Origin of the sequence: Paraburkholderia aromaticivorans (assembly GCF_002278075.1) — a bacterium.
Lineage (GTDB): Bacteria > Pseudomonadota > Gammaproteobacteria > Burkholderiales > Burkholderiaceae > Paraburkholderia > Paraburkholderia aromaticivorans.
In genome coordinates this window covers 3,738,082-3,754,612 of sequence record NZ_CP022989.1, presented here as the reverse complement: position 1 = coordinate 3,754,612, position 16,531 = coordinate 3,738,082, and the positions used below count along the sequence as shown (strand labels likewise).

Sequence of the window (16,531 nt, the reverse complement as noted above, 5' to 3'; positions counted from 1 at the left end):
TAAGAGGAATGAATGGCGAGTAACAACGTAGCCCAATTTGCCGCGGAACTGAAAATGCCTGCAGGCGTGCTGCTTGAGCAGCTGCAGGCGGCGGGCGTCACAAAAGCGAGCGAAGACGATAGCTTGTCCGAAACGGACAAGGCGCGTCTGCTCGACCACTTGCGCAAGTCTCACGGCTCGACTGATGCTGACAAGCGCAAGATCACGCTGACGAAACGGCATACGTCGGAAATCAAGCAATCCGATGCGACGGGTAAAGCTCGTACCATTCAGGTCGAGGTGCGTAAGAAGCGCACTTTCGTCCGCCGTGATGAAACCGCCGCTGAAGGCGGCGAAGCATCGAATCATGTGGCCGAGGCCGACGTCGACGATCTCGAACTCCAGCGTCGTGAAGAGGAAGCTCGTCACGAAGCCGAACTGCTCGAAAAGCAGGCTCAGGAGTTGAAGGCGCGCCAGGAACAACTCGAACGCGAAGAAGCAGAGCGTCAGGCGCGTGAGCAGGCTGCAGAAGCCGAGCGCCGCCGTGCGGAAGAAGAAGCGGCGAAGAAGCGCGCAGCGGCCGCGGCCGAGGCGGCCGCTCGCGAGCAAGCCCAAGCCCAGGCTGCCAAGCCGGCACAGGCTGCACAACCGGCGGCCGCGAAGGCGGAACCGGTGGCTGCCAAGCCTGCGGAGCCGGTGCTCGCCAAGCAAAGCGAGCAGGACGACGAACGCGCGGCCGCCGAGCGCGCCGCGCAACGCGAAGCCGCGAAAAAGGCGGAAGACGCAGCGCGTCAGGCTGCCGAGAAAGCGCGTGCCGAGCAGGAAGAAATCGCCAAGCGCCGTGCCGCGGCAGAAGCCGAAGCACGCGCGATCCGCGAAATGATGAATACGCCGCGTAAGGCGCAGGTCAAGGCGCCGGAGCCGGCACCGAAGCCCGCTGAACCGGCCAAGGCCGCGGAAGCCAAGGGCACGCTGCATAAGCCGGCACGTCCGGCGGGTGAGGCACCGGCGCGTCCGGCAGCGAAGAAGCCGGCTGCTGCGGCTCCGGCTGCCACGACCACGCCTTCGGCCGGCGACAAGAAGAAGCCGGGCGGCGGCAAGGGCGGCTGGCAGGACGACGCAGCGAAGCGCCGCGGTATCAAGACGCGCGGCGATTCGAGCGGCGGTGTCGATCGTGGCTGGCGCGGTGGTCCGAAGGGTCGCGGCAAGCATCAGGATCAAAACACCACGTTCCAGGCACCGACTGAGCCGATCGTGCGTGAAGTGCACGTGCCGGAAACCATCACGGTCGCCGATCTGGCGCACAAGATGGCGGTGAAGGCTTCGGAAGTCATCAAGTCAATGATGAAGCTCGGCCAGATGGTCACGATCAACCAGATGCTGGACCAGGAAACGGCGATGATCATCGTCGAGGAACTGGGCCACCACGCGGTTGCGGCCAAGCTGGACGATCCGGAAGCCATGCTGGTCGAAGGCGAAGTGTCCGATGCGGAATCGCTGCCGCGTCCGCCGGTCGTCACGGTCATGGGTCACGTCGACCACGGCAAGACCTCGTTGCTCGACTACATTCGCCGCGCCAAGGTTGCAGCGGGTGAAGCGGGCGGCATTACGCAGCACATCGGCGCTTACCACGTCGAAACGCCGCGCGGCGTCATCACGTTCCTCGACACGCCGGGTCACGAAGCCTTTACGGCCATGCGTGCCCGCGGTGCGAAGGCAACCGACATCGTGATTCTGGTGGTCGCAGCCGACGACGGCGTCATGCCGCAGACGAAGGAAGCGATCGCCCACGCGAAGGCAGGCGGCGTGCCGCTCGTCGTCGCGATCAACAAGATCGACAAGCCGGATGCAAATCCGGAGCGCGTCAAGCAGGAACTCGTCGCTGAAGGCGTCGTGCCGGAAGAATACGGTGGCGATTCGCCGTTCGTGTCGGTGTCGGCAAAAACCGGCGCGGGCATCGACGATCTGCTCGAAAACGTGCTGCTGCAAGCCGAAGTGCTGGAACTGAAGGCACCGGTCGAAGCGCCGGCCAAGGGTCTCGTCATTGAAGCGAAGCTCGACAAGGGTAAGGGTCCGGTTGCGACGATTCTGGTCCAGTCGGGTACGCTGAACCGCGGCGACGTGGTGCTGGCGGGTAGCGCTTACGGTCGCGTGCGCGCCATGCTCGACGAAACCGGCAAGCCGACCAAGTCGGCGGGTCCGTCGATCCCGGTCGAAATTCAGGGTCTGTCCGAAGTCCCGCAAGCAGGCGAGGAAGTCATCGTCATGCCGGACGACCGCAAGGCACGTGAAGTCGCGTTGTTCCGTCAAGGCAAGTTCCGCGACGTCAAGCTGGCCAAGCAACAGGCCGCGAAGCTCGAGAACATGCTGGAGCAGATGGGCGAAGGCGAAGTGCAGTACATGCCGCTCATCGTCAAGGCCGACGTGCAGGGTTCGCAGGAAGCGTTGGTGCAATCGCTGCTCAAGCTTTCCACCGACGAAGTGCGCGTGCAGATCGTGCACGGCGCCGTGGGCGGCATCAGCGAGTCCGACGTCAACCTGGCAACGGCTTCGAAGGCGGTCATCATCGGCTTCAACACCCGTGCGGATGCGCAGGCTCGCAAGCTGGCGGAAGCCAACGGCGTCGATATTCGCTACTACAACATCATCTACGACGCAGTGGATGACGTGAAGGCCGCGATGTCGGGCATGCTGGCACCGGAGAAGCGCGAAGTCGTGACGGGAACGGTCGAAGTGCGTCAGGTCTTCAAGGTGCCGAAGATCGGTGCGGTGGCCGGCTGTATGGTCACGGACGGTTTCGTCAAGCGCTCGTCGTCGGTGCGCGTGCTGCGCAACAACGTCGTCATCTTCACGGGCGAGCTCGATTCGCTCAAGCGCTTCAAGGACGACGTGAAGGAAGTCCGTCAGGGCTTCGAGTGCGGTATGTCGATCAAGAACTTCAACGACATCGTCGAAGGCGATCAGTTCGAAGTCTTCGAGGTCACCGAAGTCGCGCGTTCGCTGTAATTCGCGCGGCACGGCTCTAGGGGCGGAGCGGGCTTTAACGCCCGCTCCGCCCGTTGTTTTTGGTGCCACGCGTTCGTTGCGATTTGTCGCGAGTGTGTCGCGGTACCTCGCGTACAGCGCCCGTCGCGGAGCTGCTGGTCATGCCGGCCGCCTGCATGCTGCCCGCATAACACGCCCGCACCGCGCTAGCGCGAACCCCTTTTTGCATCCGTTAAAGCGGATCACCTAACACCATGCCTAAAAAACGTTCTTCTCCCAATCGCAACGTGCAGATCGCCGATCAGATCCAGCGCGATCTGTCCGAGCTGATGCGCGAGGTCAAGGATCCGCGCATCGGTATCGTCACGATTCAAAGTGTCGAACTGACGCCGGACTATGCGCACGCCAAGGTCTATTTCACGACGCTCACGGGCGATCCGCAGCACACGCTCGAAGCGCTCACGCATGCGGCCGGCCATCTGCACAATCAGTTATTCAAGCGTTTGCACATCCACACCGTGCCGACGCTGCATTTCCATTACGACAAGACGATCGAGCGGGCCGTCGAAATGTCGCGTCTGATCGACGAGGCGAACGCCAATCGCGCGAAAGAAGACTGAGCACGCGGGTTAGCCGCGGCGCTCGCCGCCATGCCTGAGTTGCGCCGCGCTCAGTGCTGTTTTCCGTATTTATCGAAGACTCCGTCCTTCCGACATGACCGCATCTCAACGCCCCCGCGTGCCGCGTCGCGCGCTCGACGGCGTGCTGCTGCTCGACAAGCCGCTCGGCCTGTCGAGCAACGACGCGCTGATTCGCGCGAAGCGTCTCTATCTGGCAAAAAAAGCGGGCCACACCGGTACGCTCGATCCACTCGCGACCGGCCTGCTGCCGCTTTGTTTCGGCGAAGCCACCAAGTTTTCGCAAGACCTGCTCGAAGCCGACAAGACCTATGAGGCCACGATGCGCCTCGGTATTCGCACGACCACCGGCGACGCCGAAGGCGAAGCGCTCGACACGCGAGAGGTGACGTGCGACGAAGCGGCGATCCGGGCGGTTCTGCCCGCGTTCCTCGGCGAGATCACCCAGGTTCCGCCAATGTATTCGGCGCTCAAGCGCGACGGCAAGCCGTTGTACGAATACGCGCGCGCCGGCCAGACGGTGGAGCGGGAAGGGCGCCAGGTGACGATCCTGAAGCTCGACATGCTCGCCTGTGCGTTGCCGGACGTGACGTTTCGCGTGACGTGCAGCAAGGGCACGTATGTGCGCACGCTGGCCGAGGATATCGGCGAGGCCTTGGGTTGCGGCGCACATCTGGTGGCGTTGCGGCGCACGGGGGTCGGCGCGCTGACCCTCGAACATTCGGTGACGCTCGACGCATTGTCTGACGCGACAGAAGGCGAGCGCGACGCGTGGCTGCAACCGGTGGACGCATTGCTGTCCACGTTCCCGCTCGTGCAGTTGGATGAAGACGCGACGCGCCGCTTCCTGCACGGCCAGCGGTTGAAACTGTCCGAGTTGGACATTAAGGGCGAAGCAGTGAATGCGCCGCGCGTTCGGGTGTATGCCGCGCAAGGGCGTCTGCTCGGCGTCGCGAAGCAAGGCGAGGGCGTACTCGCGCCGGAACGGTTGATCGTCACGGCGGCGAACTGAAAGCCGCGTAGACGCTAGCGGGGCGCTCGATGCGCAAGGCCGCTCAAAGGCGCAGAAAAAAGGCGGGACCGCTGTCGAGCGGTTCCGCCTTTTTTCATGTCGACTGCCAGGGGAACGGGCGCTGAAAACTCAGTGCGCCGCCGCGGCCGCCGCCCCCGCATCGCCGCCGGCGCGCTCAGGCCGCGTGATCCAGATCAGCGCGATCAGCGCGACAAAGATGCCGGCGGACACGAAGAACAGGTCGTTCACTCCCAGTTGCGCGGCCTGCTGCGTCGCCATCGAGTTGAACAGACCGTAGGCCTGCGGTTGGCTGAAGCCCGCCGCGCCCATCTGCCGGATCGACTGGTCGAATACCGGGTTGTACGCGTTGGCCTGCTCGGCCAGTTGCGCGTGATGCATGATCGTGCGGTGATCCCACGCGGTCTGGAAGATCGACGTGCCGATGCCGCCGCACATGATCCGCACGAAATTCGACAAGCCCGACGCCGCCGGAATCCGGTTACCCGGCAGCCCTGACAGAGTAATCGACACCAGCGGGATGAAGAACCCCGCCATGCCGATCCCTTGAATCAGGGTAGGCATCAGCAGCGAGTAGGTATCGACGCCGGTGGTATAGCGCGAGCGCATCCAGAAACACAGCGCGAACACGAGGAACGACAGGGTCGCGATATAGCGCGGATCGGTGCGCGGCAACACCTTGCCGGTGATCGGCGACAGCAGCACCGCGAACAGGCCGACCGGCGCCATGACGAGGCCGGCTTCCGTCGCGGTGTAGCCGATATCGGTTTGCAGCCACAACGGCAGCAGCACGAGATTGCCGAAATAGAGCCCGTAACCGATCGATAGCGCGACGGTGCCGCCCGTGAAATTGCGCCGGCTGAAGAGCGACAGGTCGACCACTGGGTGCTCGGCCGTCAATTCCCACACGATGAAGAACGCGAGCGCGATCACCGCGACCAGCGCAAGTACGACGATGGTGGTCGACGAAAACCAGTCGAGATCCTTGCCCTTGTCGAGCATGACCTGCAGCGAGCCGACCCAGACGATCAGCAGACCGAGCCCGACGCCGTCGATCGGCGCTTTCCTGATCACCGAATCGCGATTGCGGAAGATCATCCACGTCGCCACGGCGGCGATCGCGCCGACCGGAATGTTGACGTAGAAAATCCACGGCCACGAGATATTGTCGGAGATCCAGCCGCCGAGGATCGGGCCCGCCACAGGCGCGATCAGCGTGGTCATCGCCCACATGGATAACGCCATGGGCGCCTTGGCGCGTGGATAGCTCGCGAGCAGCAGCGTTTGCGACAGCGGGATCATCGGGCCGGCCACCGCGCCTTGCAATACGCGCGAAGCGAGCAGGAACGGCAGGGTCGGGGCGAGCCCGCACATCCACGACGAGATCACGAACAGAATGATCGACGCCATGAACAGCCGCACCTGGCCGATGCGGTCGGTGAGCCAGCCGGTGAGCGGCACCGAGATCGCATTGGCGACCGCAAACGAGGTGATCACCCACGTGCCCTGGTCGGACGACACGCCGAGGTCGCCGGAAATCGACGGAATCGACACGTTCGCGATCGACGTATCCAGCACGTTCATGAAAACGGCGAGCGACACCGCGATGGTGCCGATCACCAGTTGCGCGCCCTCGAGTGGCGGATGAGGGACTTGCGCCTGAGCCTGAGCCATTAAGGAAGCCTTGTCTGATTCGTCGCGCGGCTTACATCAGCTTCGCGGCGGCAGGCTTCGCGCCGCCGGCTTGCGCCGACTTCTGCGAGCCGCCGTTCGGGCCTGCGTTTTCGGAAATGATGCGAGCGATTTCCGCGTCGGCCTCGTCGCCGTACTTCTCGAACACGTTGGTCTGATAGACCGTGTTCGGCGCCTGACCGAGCTGACCGCCGTTGTCGTCCTTGATGCTCACATCGGCTTGCATCGACAGGCCGATACGCAGCGGATGCTGTTCCAGTTCCTTCGGATCGAGCGCGATCCGCACCGGCAGACGCTGCACCACCTTGATCCAGTTGCCGGTCGCGTTCTGCGCTGGCAGCAGCGAGAACGCCGAACCCGTGCCCGCCGAGAAGCCGACCACCTTGCCGTGATACACCACCGACGAGCCGTACACGTCGGCCGTCAGTTCGACCGGCTGGCCGATGCGCATGTGCTTGAGCTGCACTTCCTTGAAGTTCGCGTCGACCCACACGCCGCCGAGCGGCACGATGGCCATCAGCGGGGTGCCCGGCGAGACGCGCTGGCCGACCTGCACCGAACGTTTCGCCACGTAGCCCGTGACCGGCGCCGGCAGGTTGTTACGCGCGTTGCTCAGGTACGCGTCGCGGACCTTCGCGGCGGCGGCCTGCACGTTCGGGTGATTCGCGATCGTGGTGTTGGCGGTCAGCGCGCGGTTCGACGCCAGTTGTTGCTGGGCGGCGTCGACGGCGGCCTGCGCGCTCTTCACGGCGTCGCGCGCGTGCGAGATTTCTTCCTGCGACACGGCGCCGGTTTGCGCGACCGTCATACGGCGCTTCAGGTCGTCCTGGGCGCGCGACAGATCGGCCTGACGCACGGCCACTTGCGCCTGGTATTGATTGTCGTCGGCGAACAGGCCGCGCACCTGGCGCACCGTCTGCGCGAGATTCGCTTCAGCCTGTTCCAGCGCGACGCGGGCGTCGGCCGGATCGAGCACGACGAGCGGGTCGCCCGCCTTCACGGTCTGGGTGTCGTCCGCGTTTACGGCCACGACCGTGCCGGTGACTTGCGGCGTGATCTGGACGACGTTGCCGTTCACGTATGCGTCGTCGGTGTCTTCGTGAAAGCGCGCGACGAGGAAGTAGTAAAGGCCGTAAGCGATCGCGGCGATCAGGATCACGATGACGAGCAGCGTCATCATGCGCTTGCGTTTGCCGTTGTTCGCCGGTTGTGCCGGCTGATTCGGCTGTTGGTTAGCCGCGGGCTGCTGGGGGGTGCTCATTGATGTGCTCCGGGTTCTCTCAAACGTCGTCGTTTATTCGGATGTTCGTGCGTGTGTTCAGCCTGACCGTGGTTCGCGCGCTCAGTTGGCCGCGGCGGTCGCGGCGGTGGCCGATGCCGGGGCATCGGTCGGCACCACGAGGCCGGTCTGGGTCGCGTCGAAACCGCCGCCGAGCGCCTTGATGAGGCCGATCTGCATATCGCGCCGGCGCATCTTCAGGCTGGTCACCGTCTGTTCGGCGGCGAGGCGGTTCTGGTCAGCGGTCAGCACCTGCAGTTGCGGTGACAAACCCGCCTTGTAGCGGATCACAGCCAGCTGGTACGCCTTGGTCGACGCGTCGAGCGCGCGCTGCGCGTCGCCTTGCTGCTGGTCGATCGATTTGATCGACGACACTTGCGTCGCGACGTCCGAGAGGGCGTTGATCAGCGTCTGGTTGTAGTTCGCCACGTCCAGGTCGAAGTCCGCGAAGCGGCCCTTCAGTTGTGAGCGCAGTGCGCCGGCGTCGAAGATCGGCAGGTGAATCGCCGGGCCGAATTGCATCTGGCGGCTGCCGGCCTTGAGAAAGCGGCCCCAGCCGAACGCGTCGAAACCGAAGCCGGCCGCGAGGTTCACGTCCGGGAAAAACTCCGCTTTCGCTTCCTTCACGTCATGCATCGCGGCTTCGACCTGCCAGCGCGCGGCGACGATATCCGCGCGGCGCGCGACAAGGTCGGCTGGCAGATTGTTCGGCAGCACCACGGTGTCGCCCCTGGTCAGAACCGGCTCGGCGATCTGCAGGCCGCGATCCGGGCCCTTGCCGAGCAGTGCGCCCAACTGGTAGCGCACCACCGTGATCTGGCCTTCGAGGTCGGTCAAATTGGCCTGGGTGGTCGCGATGTTGCCGTTCGCGGTTTGCCGCTCGACATTGGTGTCGAGGCCGGCGGCCACGCGCCCGTTGGTGATGCGGCCGATCTCCTGGCGGTTGGCGATTTCACGGGCGGCGATGTCGCGCAACGCGTACAGCTGCGCGAGCTGGTTGTACGTGCTCGCCACCGACGCGGCGAGCGTGACGCGCGCCTGCTGCATGTCGGCCTCAGCGGCCTTTTCCTGCGACACGGCCTGGCCGAGGCGCTGGCGATTCTTGCCCCACAGGTCCAGATCCCACGACGCGCTCGCCAGCACGTTGTTCTCGCTATACCAGGTGCCGCCGTACGGAGGCGGGTAGAGCGCGTTTTCGGAGAAGAGTTCGCGGGTCCACGAATAGCTGGCGTTGGCCTTCGGATAAAGCGCCGCGCGCGAGCTCTCGATATACGACGAGGCTTTGGCAAGACGCGCCTGCGCCTGCGCGATCGACGGGCTGCCTTCCAGCGCTTCCGCGATCAGCTTGGGCAGTTGCGGGTCGCCGAACTGGTTGGCCCAATCGAGCGATGGCCACTGGCCGCCCTGAGCGGGCAGGCTCTGCGCGGACTCGTATTGGGCCGGCGACGAGATCTGCTTGTCGGTTTTCATGCCGAAGTAGTTCGCGCACCCTGTGAGGGCGAGCGCCGTCACCGCGGCGGCGACGGCGGCCCGGCTCGAAAGCGCGGGCGCGGGCAGGGAAAGGGATTTCATCGCTCGACTCTTTGAGTGAAATGTAATGATGGACACTGCAAGCAATTTCTTACGATTTACTGTCAAAATTGCTTGCTGCATCACGGGTTAGTCCCGTATGTTCGCCGGAATTGACGAGCACGCGACGCAGCATGCTCTTCAGAAAACCAACTTCTTCCGGGGTAAAGCCGCCGAGCAGGTGGTCCATCACGCTATTGAAAATAGCGGGCATTCTGGCGGCGATCGCGAGACCTTCGGGCGTCAGCGCGAGGCGCACGACGCGCCGGTCTTCGTTGCTGCGCACCCGTGTCAGCAGGCCGCGTTTTTCCAGACGGTCGATCAGACGCGTGATGGCGCTTGCGTCGACGCCGTATTCGCGCGCCAGTTCGGCTGCCAGCAGGCACTTGCCGCTCGCCACCATGAACAGGATGCTGCCCTGCTGGCTGGTAATGCCCAACTCGGCCATGCTGCGCTGATTCACCAGGTTCGACATGGTCGATTTCACGCGCGATAGCAGGTAGCCGACACTTTCGCCTAGCTGGTACTCGCTGATGACGTCCGGCGTGGGTGTAGAGGACGGCTCGGTCATGATTCTCGTGCGAATGCAATGGTTGACTAGGCAGGATTATAGTGGGCGGTTCGTTGACGCGGCAAGTGTTATTGCAGCTTAGGCAAAGGACTTTTCTTGCTCAAGCCAGAATCGGCGCGATTTTGCGTAGGGTTCGCCGCGTGCTTACGTTGCCTTTCATGGCGTCGCGCGAAGTGGAAGGGGGCTGCCTATCAGGGAATGCCAGATAGGTTCATTTGCGCGTGCTATAATGTTGGGTTCCCAAAAGTGCGCTTTGGGCTTTGTTGGCTTCGTACACAATGCTGCTTTGCTGGCGCACTCAACTGTCTCCAGGTTCCTATGACTCGCGCCCTACGCAACATCGCCATCATTGCCCACGTCGACCACGGCAAGACTACGCTCGTCGACCAGCTTCTCCGCCAGACCGCCACGTTCCGCGACAACCAGCAGATCGCCGAGCGCGTGATGGACTCGAACGACATCGAAAAAGAACGTGGCATCACGATTCTTTCCAAGAACTGCGCGGTCGAATACGAAGGCACGCACATCAACATCGTCGACACGCCGGGCCACGCGGACTTCGGCGGCGAAGTGGAGCGCGTGCTGTCGATGGTCGACTCGGTGCTGCTGCTGGTCGACGCCGTCGAAGGCCCGATGCCGCAAACGCGCTTCGTGACCAAGAAGGCGCTGGCGCTCGGTCTGAAGCCGATCGTCGTGATCAACAAGGTGGACCGCCCGGGTGCGCGTATCGACTGGGTGATCAACCAGACGTTCGACCTGTTCGACAAGCTGGGCGCAACGGACGAACAACTCGACTTCCCGATCGTGTATGCATCGGGTCTGAACGGCTACGCAGGCTTGACCCCGGACGTGCGCGAAGGCGACATGCGCCCGCTGTTCGAGGCCGTGCTGCAACACGTGCCGGTCCGTCCGGCCGATCCGGACGCGCCGCTGCAACTGCAGATCACGTCGCTGGACTATTCGTCGTACGTCGGCCGTATCGGCGTGGGCCGTATCACGCGCGGCCGCATCAAGCCCGGCATGGCGGTCGCCGTCCGTTCGGGTCCCGACGGCGCGATTCTGAACCGCAAGATCAACCAGGTGCTGTCGTTCAAGGGCCTCGAGCGCGTGCAGGTCGACTCGGCTGAAGCCGGCGACATCGTGCTGATCAACGGCATCGAAGAAATCGGCATTGGCGTGACCATCTGCGCGCCGGAGCAGCCGGAAGCGCTGCCCATGATCACCGTCGACGAACCGACGCTGACTATGAACTTCCTCGTCAACTCGTCGCCGCTGGCCGGCCGCGAAGGCAAGTTCGTCACGAGCCGTCAGATTCGTGACCGCCTGATGAAGGAACTGAACCACAACGTCGCGCTGCGCGTGAAGGAAACCGGCGACGAAACCACGTTCGAAGTGGCGGGCCGCGGTGAGCTGCACCTGACCATTCTGGTGGAAAACATGCGTCGCGAAGGCTATGAGCTGGCCGTGTCGCGTCCGCGCGTGGTGATGACGGAAGTCGACGGCGTGAAGCACGAGCCGTACGAAAACCTGACCGTCGACATGGAAGACGGCCACCAGGGCGGCGTGATGGAAGAGCTGGGTCGCCGCAAGGGCGAAATGCTCGACATGGCGTCGGACGGCCGTGGCCGTACGCGTCTCGAGTATCGTATTTCGGCGCGTGGCCTGATCGGCTTCCAGTCGGAATTCCTCACGCTTACGCGCGGCACTGGCCTGATGAGCCACACGTTCGACTCGTATCAGCCGGTCAAGGAAGGCGCGGTCGGCGAGCGTCGCAACGGCGTGCTGATTTCGCAGGACGACGGCGCCGCAGTCGCGTACGCGCTGTGGAAGCTGCAGGATCGCGGCCGTATGTTCGTGTCGCCGGGCGAGCCGCTGTACGAAGGCATGATCATCGGCATTCACAGCCGTGACAACGACCTGGTCGTGAACCCGATCAAGGGCAAGCAACTGACCAACGTGCGTTCGTCGGGTACGGACGAGGCGGTGCGCCTCGTGCCGCCGATCCAGATGTCGCTGGAATACGCGGTCGAATTCATCGACGACGACGAACTGGTCGAAGTCACGCCGCAATCCATCCGTCTGCGCAAGCGCTACCTGAAGGAACACGAGCGCCGCAGCGCAAGCCGTAAGGGCGCGGTGGACTGAGTTGGATCGCGGGCGCGTTTGAGGCTGTGCTGTTTCTGACCTCTGCGCTGTGAGTATGGAAAAGGAGCCGTTCCGGACTTGCCCGGAACGGCTCCTTTCGTTTACCCACCGGCCGTGACAGATTGCGTTTCCCGGCCGGTGGTCCAGACTTGTCCGGGTCGGGGCTTAAAGTCCGGAGTGGTCGAGTCCAAAATGTTGCAGCAATTCACGGGGTTCGGGCATAGGGCTGCCGGGCGGCGGGGTTTGGGTGGCCGGCATTGCTGACCTCCAGTCGCGCGCAGTCGGCGGGGTATAAAAATGAACGCTGTCCGGGGCGGCGGCGTTCCCGTCCTCCGCGAATGCTGAATGCATGTATCCGGACAAGGCGGCTTGCATATCCGCCAGATTGTTATAGGTGAAGACGCCATTGTTAGGATCGAAGAGGGCGTATTGGCTTCCGCCCGGAAGATGCTGTGCGAGCAACGCGTGCCCATTCGTCTCGGGGCCGCCCATCGTGGCAGCGGGCCGGATGCCGAGGCGTATGTATGCGAGGCCGCCTTGAGGCATGTCGCCCAAGCTGTCGATCAATCCATTGATGCGTTCTGCGCGTGAAGAGTCGCCGGAAGGGTTTAAATTGACGCTCGACGACTGGCGATAGTTCGTTAGCGGGGGCCGGCTGTTCCTTTCCTGGAATCTGTCGATGCGGTCGTAAATGCCACCGGGGTTCACCGCTGACAGGGTGTCCATATCGCTGTTCATATGCCGGACTGCGGACGGCAGGGTGTCGGCGGTTTCCGCGTTATCGGTCGCACGATCGATGCGACGCATCGCCTCGAAAACAATGCCTTGGCAACTACCCTTGCCATCGACACCGCCTTTCGTCCTGTCGTGGTTGAATTGATCGAATTTCACGTGCGTCGCGGCATGCTCCTCAAGTGCGTCGCCACCCCGGCAGTCCCGGAACCGGGACCCTCCACACGCACCCAGCACCTGGCCGCGTTTTTCCCGATTGTGATCGACGTTCGAGCCTGTTTTTGCAGGCTCGGCTGGTCCATTGCCGGTTGCGCCGCGGGTCTCGTTAACCGAGCGTTCATATCGCGCGGTGCGTGTGTCCCCGTAGGAAATCTGGCCGGGAAAAATCCTGGGTTGGTCTGCCGGCGTTCTTGCCGGCGCCAAAGACGGGCTGGTTTCGATCGTCTGTTTTTGCATGACGGAGCTCGTGCTCTGGACGGTAAATGCCATATTGCTATTCCCTTGAAGTGTTAAAACACCGCGAAAGTAACCGCATACCGATACGCGACGCCTCCGTCGTGCAGCCGCATTTCCTCTCGTCAGGCTGCCGGTGCCGGACCGTATCGCGCAGACGCAGTGTGTGAAAAATTCCGCCAGTTCGGGTCATGAGCCGTCACTACGCCTGAGTGGTGGCGATTGGATGCGAGAGCGCCCGTCGATACGACACACTGCCGCCTTGCCGAATGGGCGTGGATCAGGCGAGACTTCCACGTTTTCTGCCGGCCGCTTTGGCAGGCGGCCCAGGCGACTTGCAAGCCATCGTTGCGCGTGGCGTCATGCACTCTTGCGGATTCTCGAAACGGCCCGCAAAACCCGTCGGGACGGGCTCTGGCGCCGGTCGGTCCGCTATGTGCACTATCCGTTCTGTGATATGCTCCCCGGGTGCAAAGTTTTAGGTCCTTCCAAGCAAGACTTGATTCGCGCAATCCGCTAAACGGTCAGGCCGTGTCGCGGAAGGTTCTGTAACCCGCTATTTCTCGAGAAACTCGAAGAAAGGTGAGCGTAAAAATGATGAAGCAATTCCAGTCGAACTCTTATCTGTTCGGCGGCAATGCTCCGTACGTAGAAGAAATGTACGAAGCGTATCTCGATAATCCGGCGTCAGTGCCCGAGAACTGGCGCAGCTATTTCGACGCGTTGCAGAACGTCCCTGCATCGGATGGCAGCAATGCCAACGACGTGGCCCATGGCCCGATCGTCGAATCGTTTGCGCAACGCGCCAAGGCCAACGCCTTCATCCCGCGCACCGCAACCGGCGGCGAAGACCTCGCCACCGCGCGAAAGCAAGTCTATGTGCAGTCCCTCATCGGCGCATATCGCTTCCTCGGCTCGCAATGGGCCAACCTCGATCCTCTGAAGCGCCGCGAACGTCCCGCTATTCCCGAACTCGAACCCGCGTTCTACGACTTCACCGAAGCCGACATGGACGAGGAGTTCAGCGCAACGAATCTGTATTTCGGTTTCGAGCGTGCTTCGCTGCGTGAGATCGTCAAGGCGCTGCGCGACACGTACTGCGGCACGATCGGTGCCGAGTACATGTATATCAGCGATCCGGAACAGAAGCGCTGGTGGAAAGAAAAGCTCGAATCGATCCGTTCGACGCCGAACTTCTCGAACGACAAGAAAAAGCACATCCTGAACCGCCTGACGGCCGCTGAAGGCCTCGAGCGCTTCCTGCACACCAAGTACGTCGGCCAGAAACGCTTCTCGCTCGAAGGCGGCGAAAGCTTCATCGCGTCGATGGACGAAGTCGTGCGTCACGGCGGCGCCAACGGCGTTCAGGAAATCGTGATCGGCATGGCTCACCGTGGCCGTCTGAACGTGCTGGTCAATACGCTTGGCAAGATGCCGGCCGACCTGTTCGCCGAATTCGAAGGCAAGCACGTCGACGACCTGCCGGCCGGCGACGTGAAGTACCACAAGGGCTTCTCGTCGGACGTCTCGACCGAAGGCGGCCCGGTTCACCTGTCGCTCGCGTTCAACCCGTCGCACCTGGAAATCGTCAACCCGGTGGTCGAAGGTTCGGCCAAGGCCCGTATGGACCGCCGCGGCGACGACAGCGGCCTGCAAGTGCTGCCGGTGCAGATCCACGGCGACGCGGCCTTCGCGGGCCAGGGCGTCGTGATGGAAACGCTGAACCTCGCGCAAACGCGCGGTTACGGCACGCACGGCACGCTGCACATCGTCATCAACAACCAGATCGGCTTCACGACGTCGGACCCGCGCGACTCGCGCTCCACGTTGTACTGCTCGGACGTGGTCAAGATGATCGAAGCGCCGGTGCTGCACGTGAACGGTGACGATCCTGAAGCGGTGGTTCTGGCGACGCAGCTGGCGATCGACTTCCGCATGCAGTTCCACAAGGACGTCGTCGTCGACATCGTCTGCTTCCGCAAGCTGGGTCACAACGAGCAGGACACGCCGGCTGTCACGCAGCCGCTGATGTACAAGACCATCGCGAAGCATCCGGGCACGCGCGCGCTGTACGCTGAAAAGCTGGTGCAGCAAGGCGTGATCACGGCTGCCGACGCCGACGAATACGTCAAGGCCTACCGCAAGGCGATGGACGAAGGTCATCACACGGTCGACCCGGTGCTCTCGAACTACAAGAGCAAGTACGCGGTGGACTGGGTGCCGTTCCTGAACCGCAAGTGGACCGACGCCGCGGATACCGCGGTGCCGCTCGCGGAACTGAAGCGCCTTGCTGAGCGCATCACCACGATTCCGGAAAACTTCAAGGTTCACCCGCTGGTCGAGCGCGTCATCAACGACCGTCGCGCGATGGGCCGTGGTGAAGCGAAGCTCGACTGGGGCATGGGCGAACACCTGGCATTCGCGTCGCTGGTCGCATCGGGCTACGCAGTTCGCCTGACCGGTCAGGACTCGGGCCGCGGCACGTTCACGCACCGTCACGCGGTGCTGCACGATCAGAACCGCGAACGCTGGAACGACGGCACGTACGTGCCGCTGCAGAACATCGCCGAGGGTCAGGCGAAGTTCACGGTGATCGACTCGGTGCTGTCGGAAGAAGCGGTGCTGGGCTTCGAATACGGCTACTCGACCGCTGAACCGAATACGTTCGTCGCGTGGGAAGCGCAGTTCGGCGACTTCGTGAACGGCGCGCAAGTCGTGATCGACCAGTTCATTTCGTCGGGCGAAGTGAAGTGGGGCCGTGTTTCGGGTCTCACCATGCTGCTGCCGCACGGCTACGAAGGCCAGGGTCCGGAACACTCGTCCGCACGTATCGAGCGTTTCCTGCAACTGTGCGCGGATCACAACATGCAGGTCGTTCAACCGACTACGCCGGCGCAGATCTTCCACCTGTTGCGCCGCCAGATGATCCGCCTGTTCCGCAAGCCGCTGATCGTCGCCACGCCGAAGTCGCTGCTGCGCCACAAGGAAGCCGTGTCCGATCTGTCGGAACTGGCGAAGGGCGCGTTCCAGCCGATCCTCGGTGAAATCGACGAAGCCATCGACGCGAAGAAGGTCAAGCGCGTGGTCGTGTGCTCGGGCCGCGTGTACTACGACCTGCTCGCGCATCGCCGTGAATCGAAGTCGAACGACGTCGCGATCATTCGTATCGAACAGCTCTATCCGTTCGCGCACAAGCAGTTCGAAGCGGAAATGAAGAAGTACGACAACGCGACCGAAGTGGTCTGGGTGCAGGACGAGCCGCAGAATCAAGGCCCGTGGTTCTACATCGAGCACCACCTGAAGGAAGGCATGAAGGAAGGTCAGAAGCTGGCATACAGCGGACGTCCGGCTTCGGCCTCGCCGGCAGTCGGCTACTACGCGAAGCACTACGAGCAGCAGAAGGCGCTGGTCGAAGGCGCTTTCGGCCGCCTCAAGAGCGCGTCGATCGCTAAATAATC

General features: G+C 63.0%; 10 protein-coding genes. 5 read left to right on the top strand and 5 right to left on the bottom strand.

The window, feature by feature from the left end:
- Positions 1 to 12: 12 nt before the first annotated feature.
- The 3 genes from infB to truB all read left to right on the top strand — a co-directional run bounded on the left by infB (position 13) and on the right by truB (position 4,614).
- Positions 13 to 2,985 carry a translation initiation factor IF-2 gene (infB, locus tag CJU94_RS16965; RefSeq protein WP_095419676.1) on the top strand — a complete coding sequence of 991 codons (2,973 nt, stop codon included), beginning with the start codon at positions 13 to 15 and terminating at the stop codon, positions 2,983 to 2,985.
- A gap of 233 nt (positions 2,986 to 3,218) precedes the next feature.
- Positions 3,219 to 3,584, top strand: coding sequence for a 30S ribosome-binding factor RbfA (gene rbfA, locus CJU94_RS16960; RefSeq protein WP_095419675.1), 366 nt, complete (start codon positions 3,219 to 3,221; stop codon positions 3,582 to 3,584).
- A gap of 94 nt (positions 3,585 to 3,678) precedes the next feature.
- Positions 3,679 to 4,614: a tRNA pseudouridine(55) synthase TruB gene (gene truB / locus CJU94_RS16955; RefSeq protein ID WP_095419674.1), complete on the top strand. Its 936-nt coding sequence runs from the start codon at positions 3,679 to 3,681 to the stop codon at positions 4,612 to 4,614.
- A gap of 129 nt (positions 4,615 to 4,743) precedes the next feature.
- Here truB and CJU94_RS16950 read toward each other — a convergent pair whose 3' ends face one another.
- The 4 genes from CJU94_RS16950 to CJU94_RS16935 form a co-directional block, all read right to left on the bottom strand.
- Positions 4,744 to 6,306 (bottom strand): DHA2 family efflux MFS transporter permease subunit, encoded by a 1,563-nt coding sequence (locus tag CJU94_RS16950; protein ID WP_095419673.1) that lies wholly within the window; start codon positions 6,304 to 6,306, stop codon positions 4,744 to 4,746.
- A 31-nt stretch (positions 6,307 to 6,337) separates the two neighbouring features.
- Positions 6,338 to 7,585: an EmrA/EmrK family multidrug efflux transporter periplasmic adaptor subunit gene (locus CJU94_RS16945; protein WP_095419672.1), complete on the bottom strand. Its 1,248-nt coding sequence runs from the start codon at positions 7,583 to 7,585 to the stop codon at positions 6,338 to 6,340.
- 81 nt (positions 7,586 to 7,666) lie between these two features.
- A complete protein-coding gene (locus CJU94_RS16940) occupies positions 7,667 to 9,175 on the bottom strand; it encodes an efflux transporter outer membrane subunit (RefSeq protein WP_095419671.1) in 1,509 nt (502 codons plus the stop codon).
- A 49-nt stretch (positions 9,176 to 9,224) separates the two neighbouring features.
- The gene (locus CJU94_RS16935; RefSeq protein WP_095419670.1) at positions 9,225 to 9,743 is read right to left on the bottom strand and encodes a MarR family winged helix-turn-helix transcriptional regulator; all 519 of its coding nucleotides are present in this window, start codon (positions 9,741 to 9,743) and stop codon (positions 9,225 to 9,227) included.
- A gap of 318 nt (positions 9,744 to 10,061) precedes the next feature.
- Here CJU94_RS16935 and typA point away from each other — a divergent pair, with 318 nt between their 5' ends.
- Positions 10,062 to 11,888 (top strand): translational GTPase TypA, encoded by a 1,827-nt coding sequence (typA, locus tag CJU94_RS16930; protein WP_095419669.1) that lies wholly within the window; start codon positions 10,062 to 10,064, stop codon positions 11,886 to 11,888.
- 165 nt (positions 11,889 to 12,053) lie between these two features.
- Here the strand turns inward: typA and CJU94_RS16925 are convergent, their stop codons facing one another.
- On the bottom strand, positions 12,054 to 13,076 hold the full coding sequence (locus CJU94_RS16925; protein ID WP_157763760.1) for a hypothetical protein: 1,023 nt from the start codon (positions 13,074 to 13,076) through the stop codon (positions 12,054 to 12,056).
- Positions 13,077 to 13,667: 591 nt separating this feature from the next.
- Here CJU94_RS16925 and CJU94_RS16920 point away from each other — a divergent pair.
- The gene (locus CJU94_RS16920; RefSeq protein WP_095419667.1) at positions 13,668 to 16,529 is read left to right on the top strand and encodes a 2-oxoglutarate dehydrogenase E1 component; all 2,862 of its coding nucleotides are present in this window, start codon (positions 13,668 to 13,670) and stop codon (positions 16,527 to 16,529) included.
- Positions 16,530 to 16,531 lie beyond the last annotated feature (2 nt).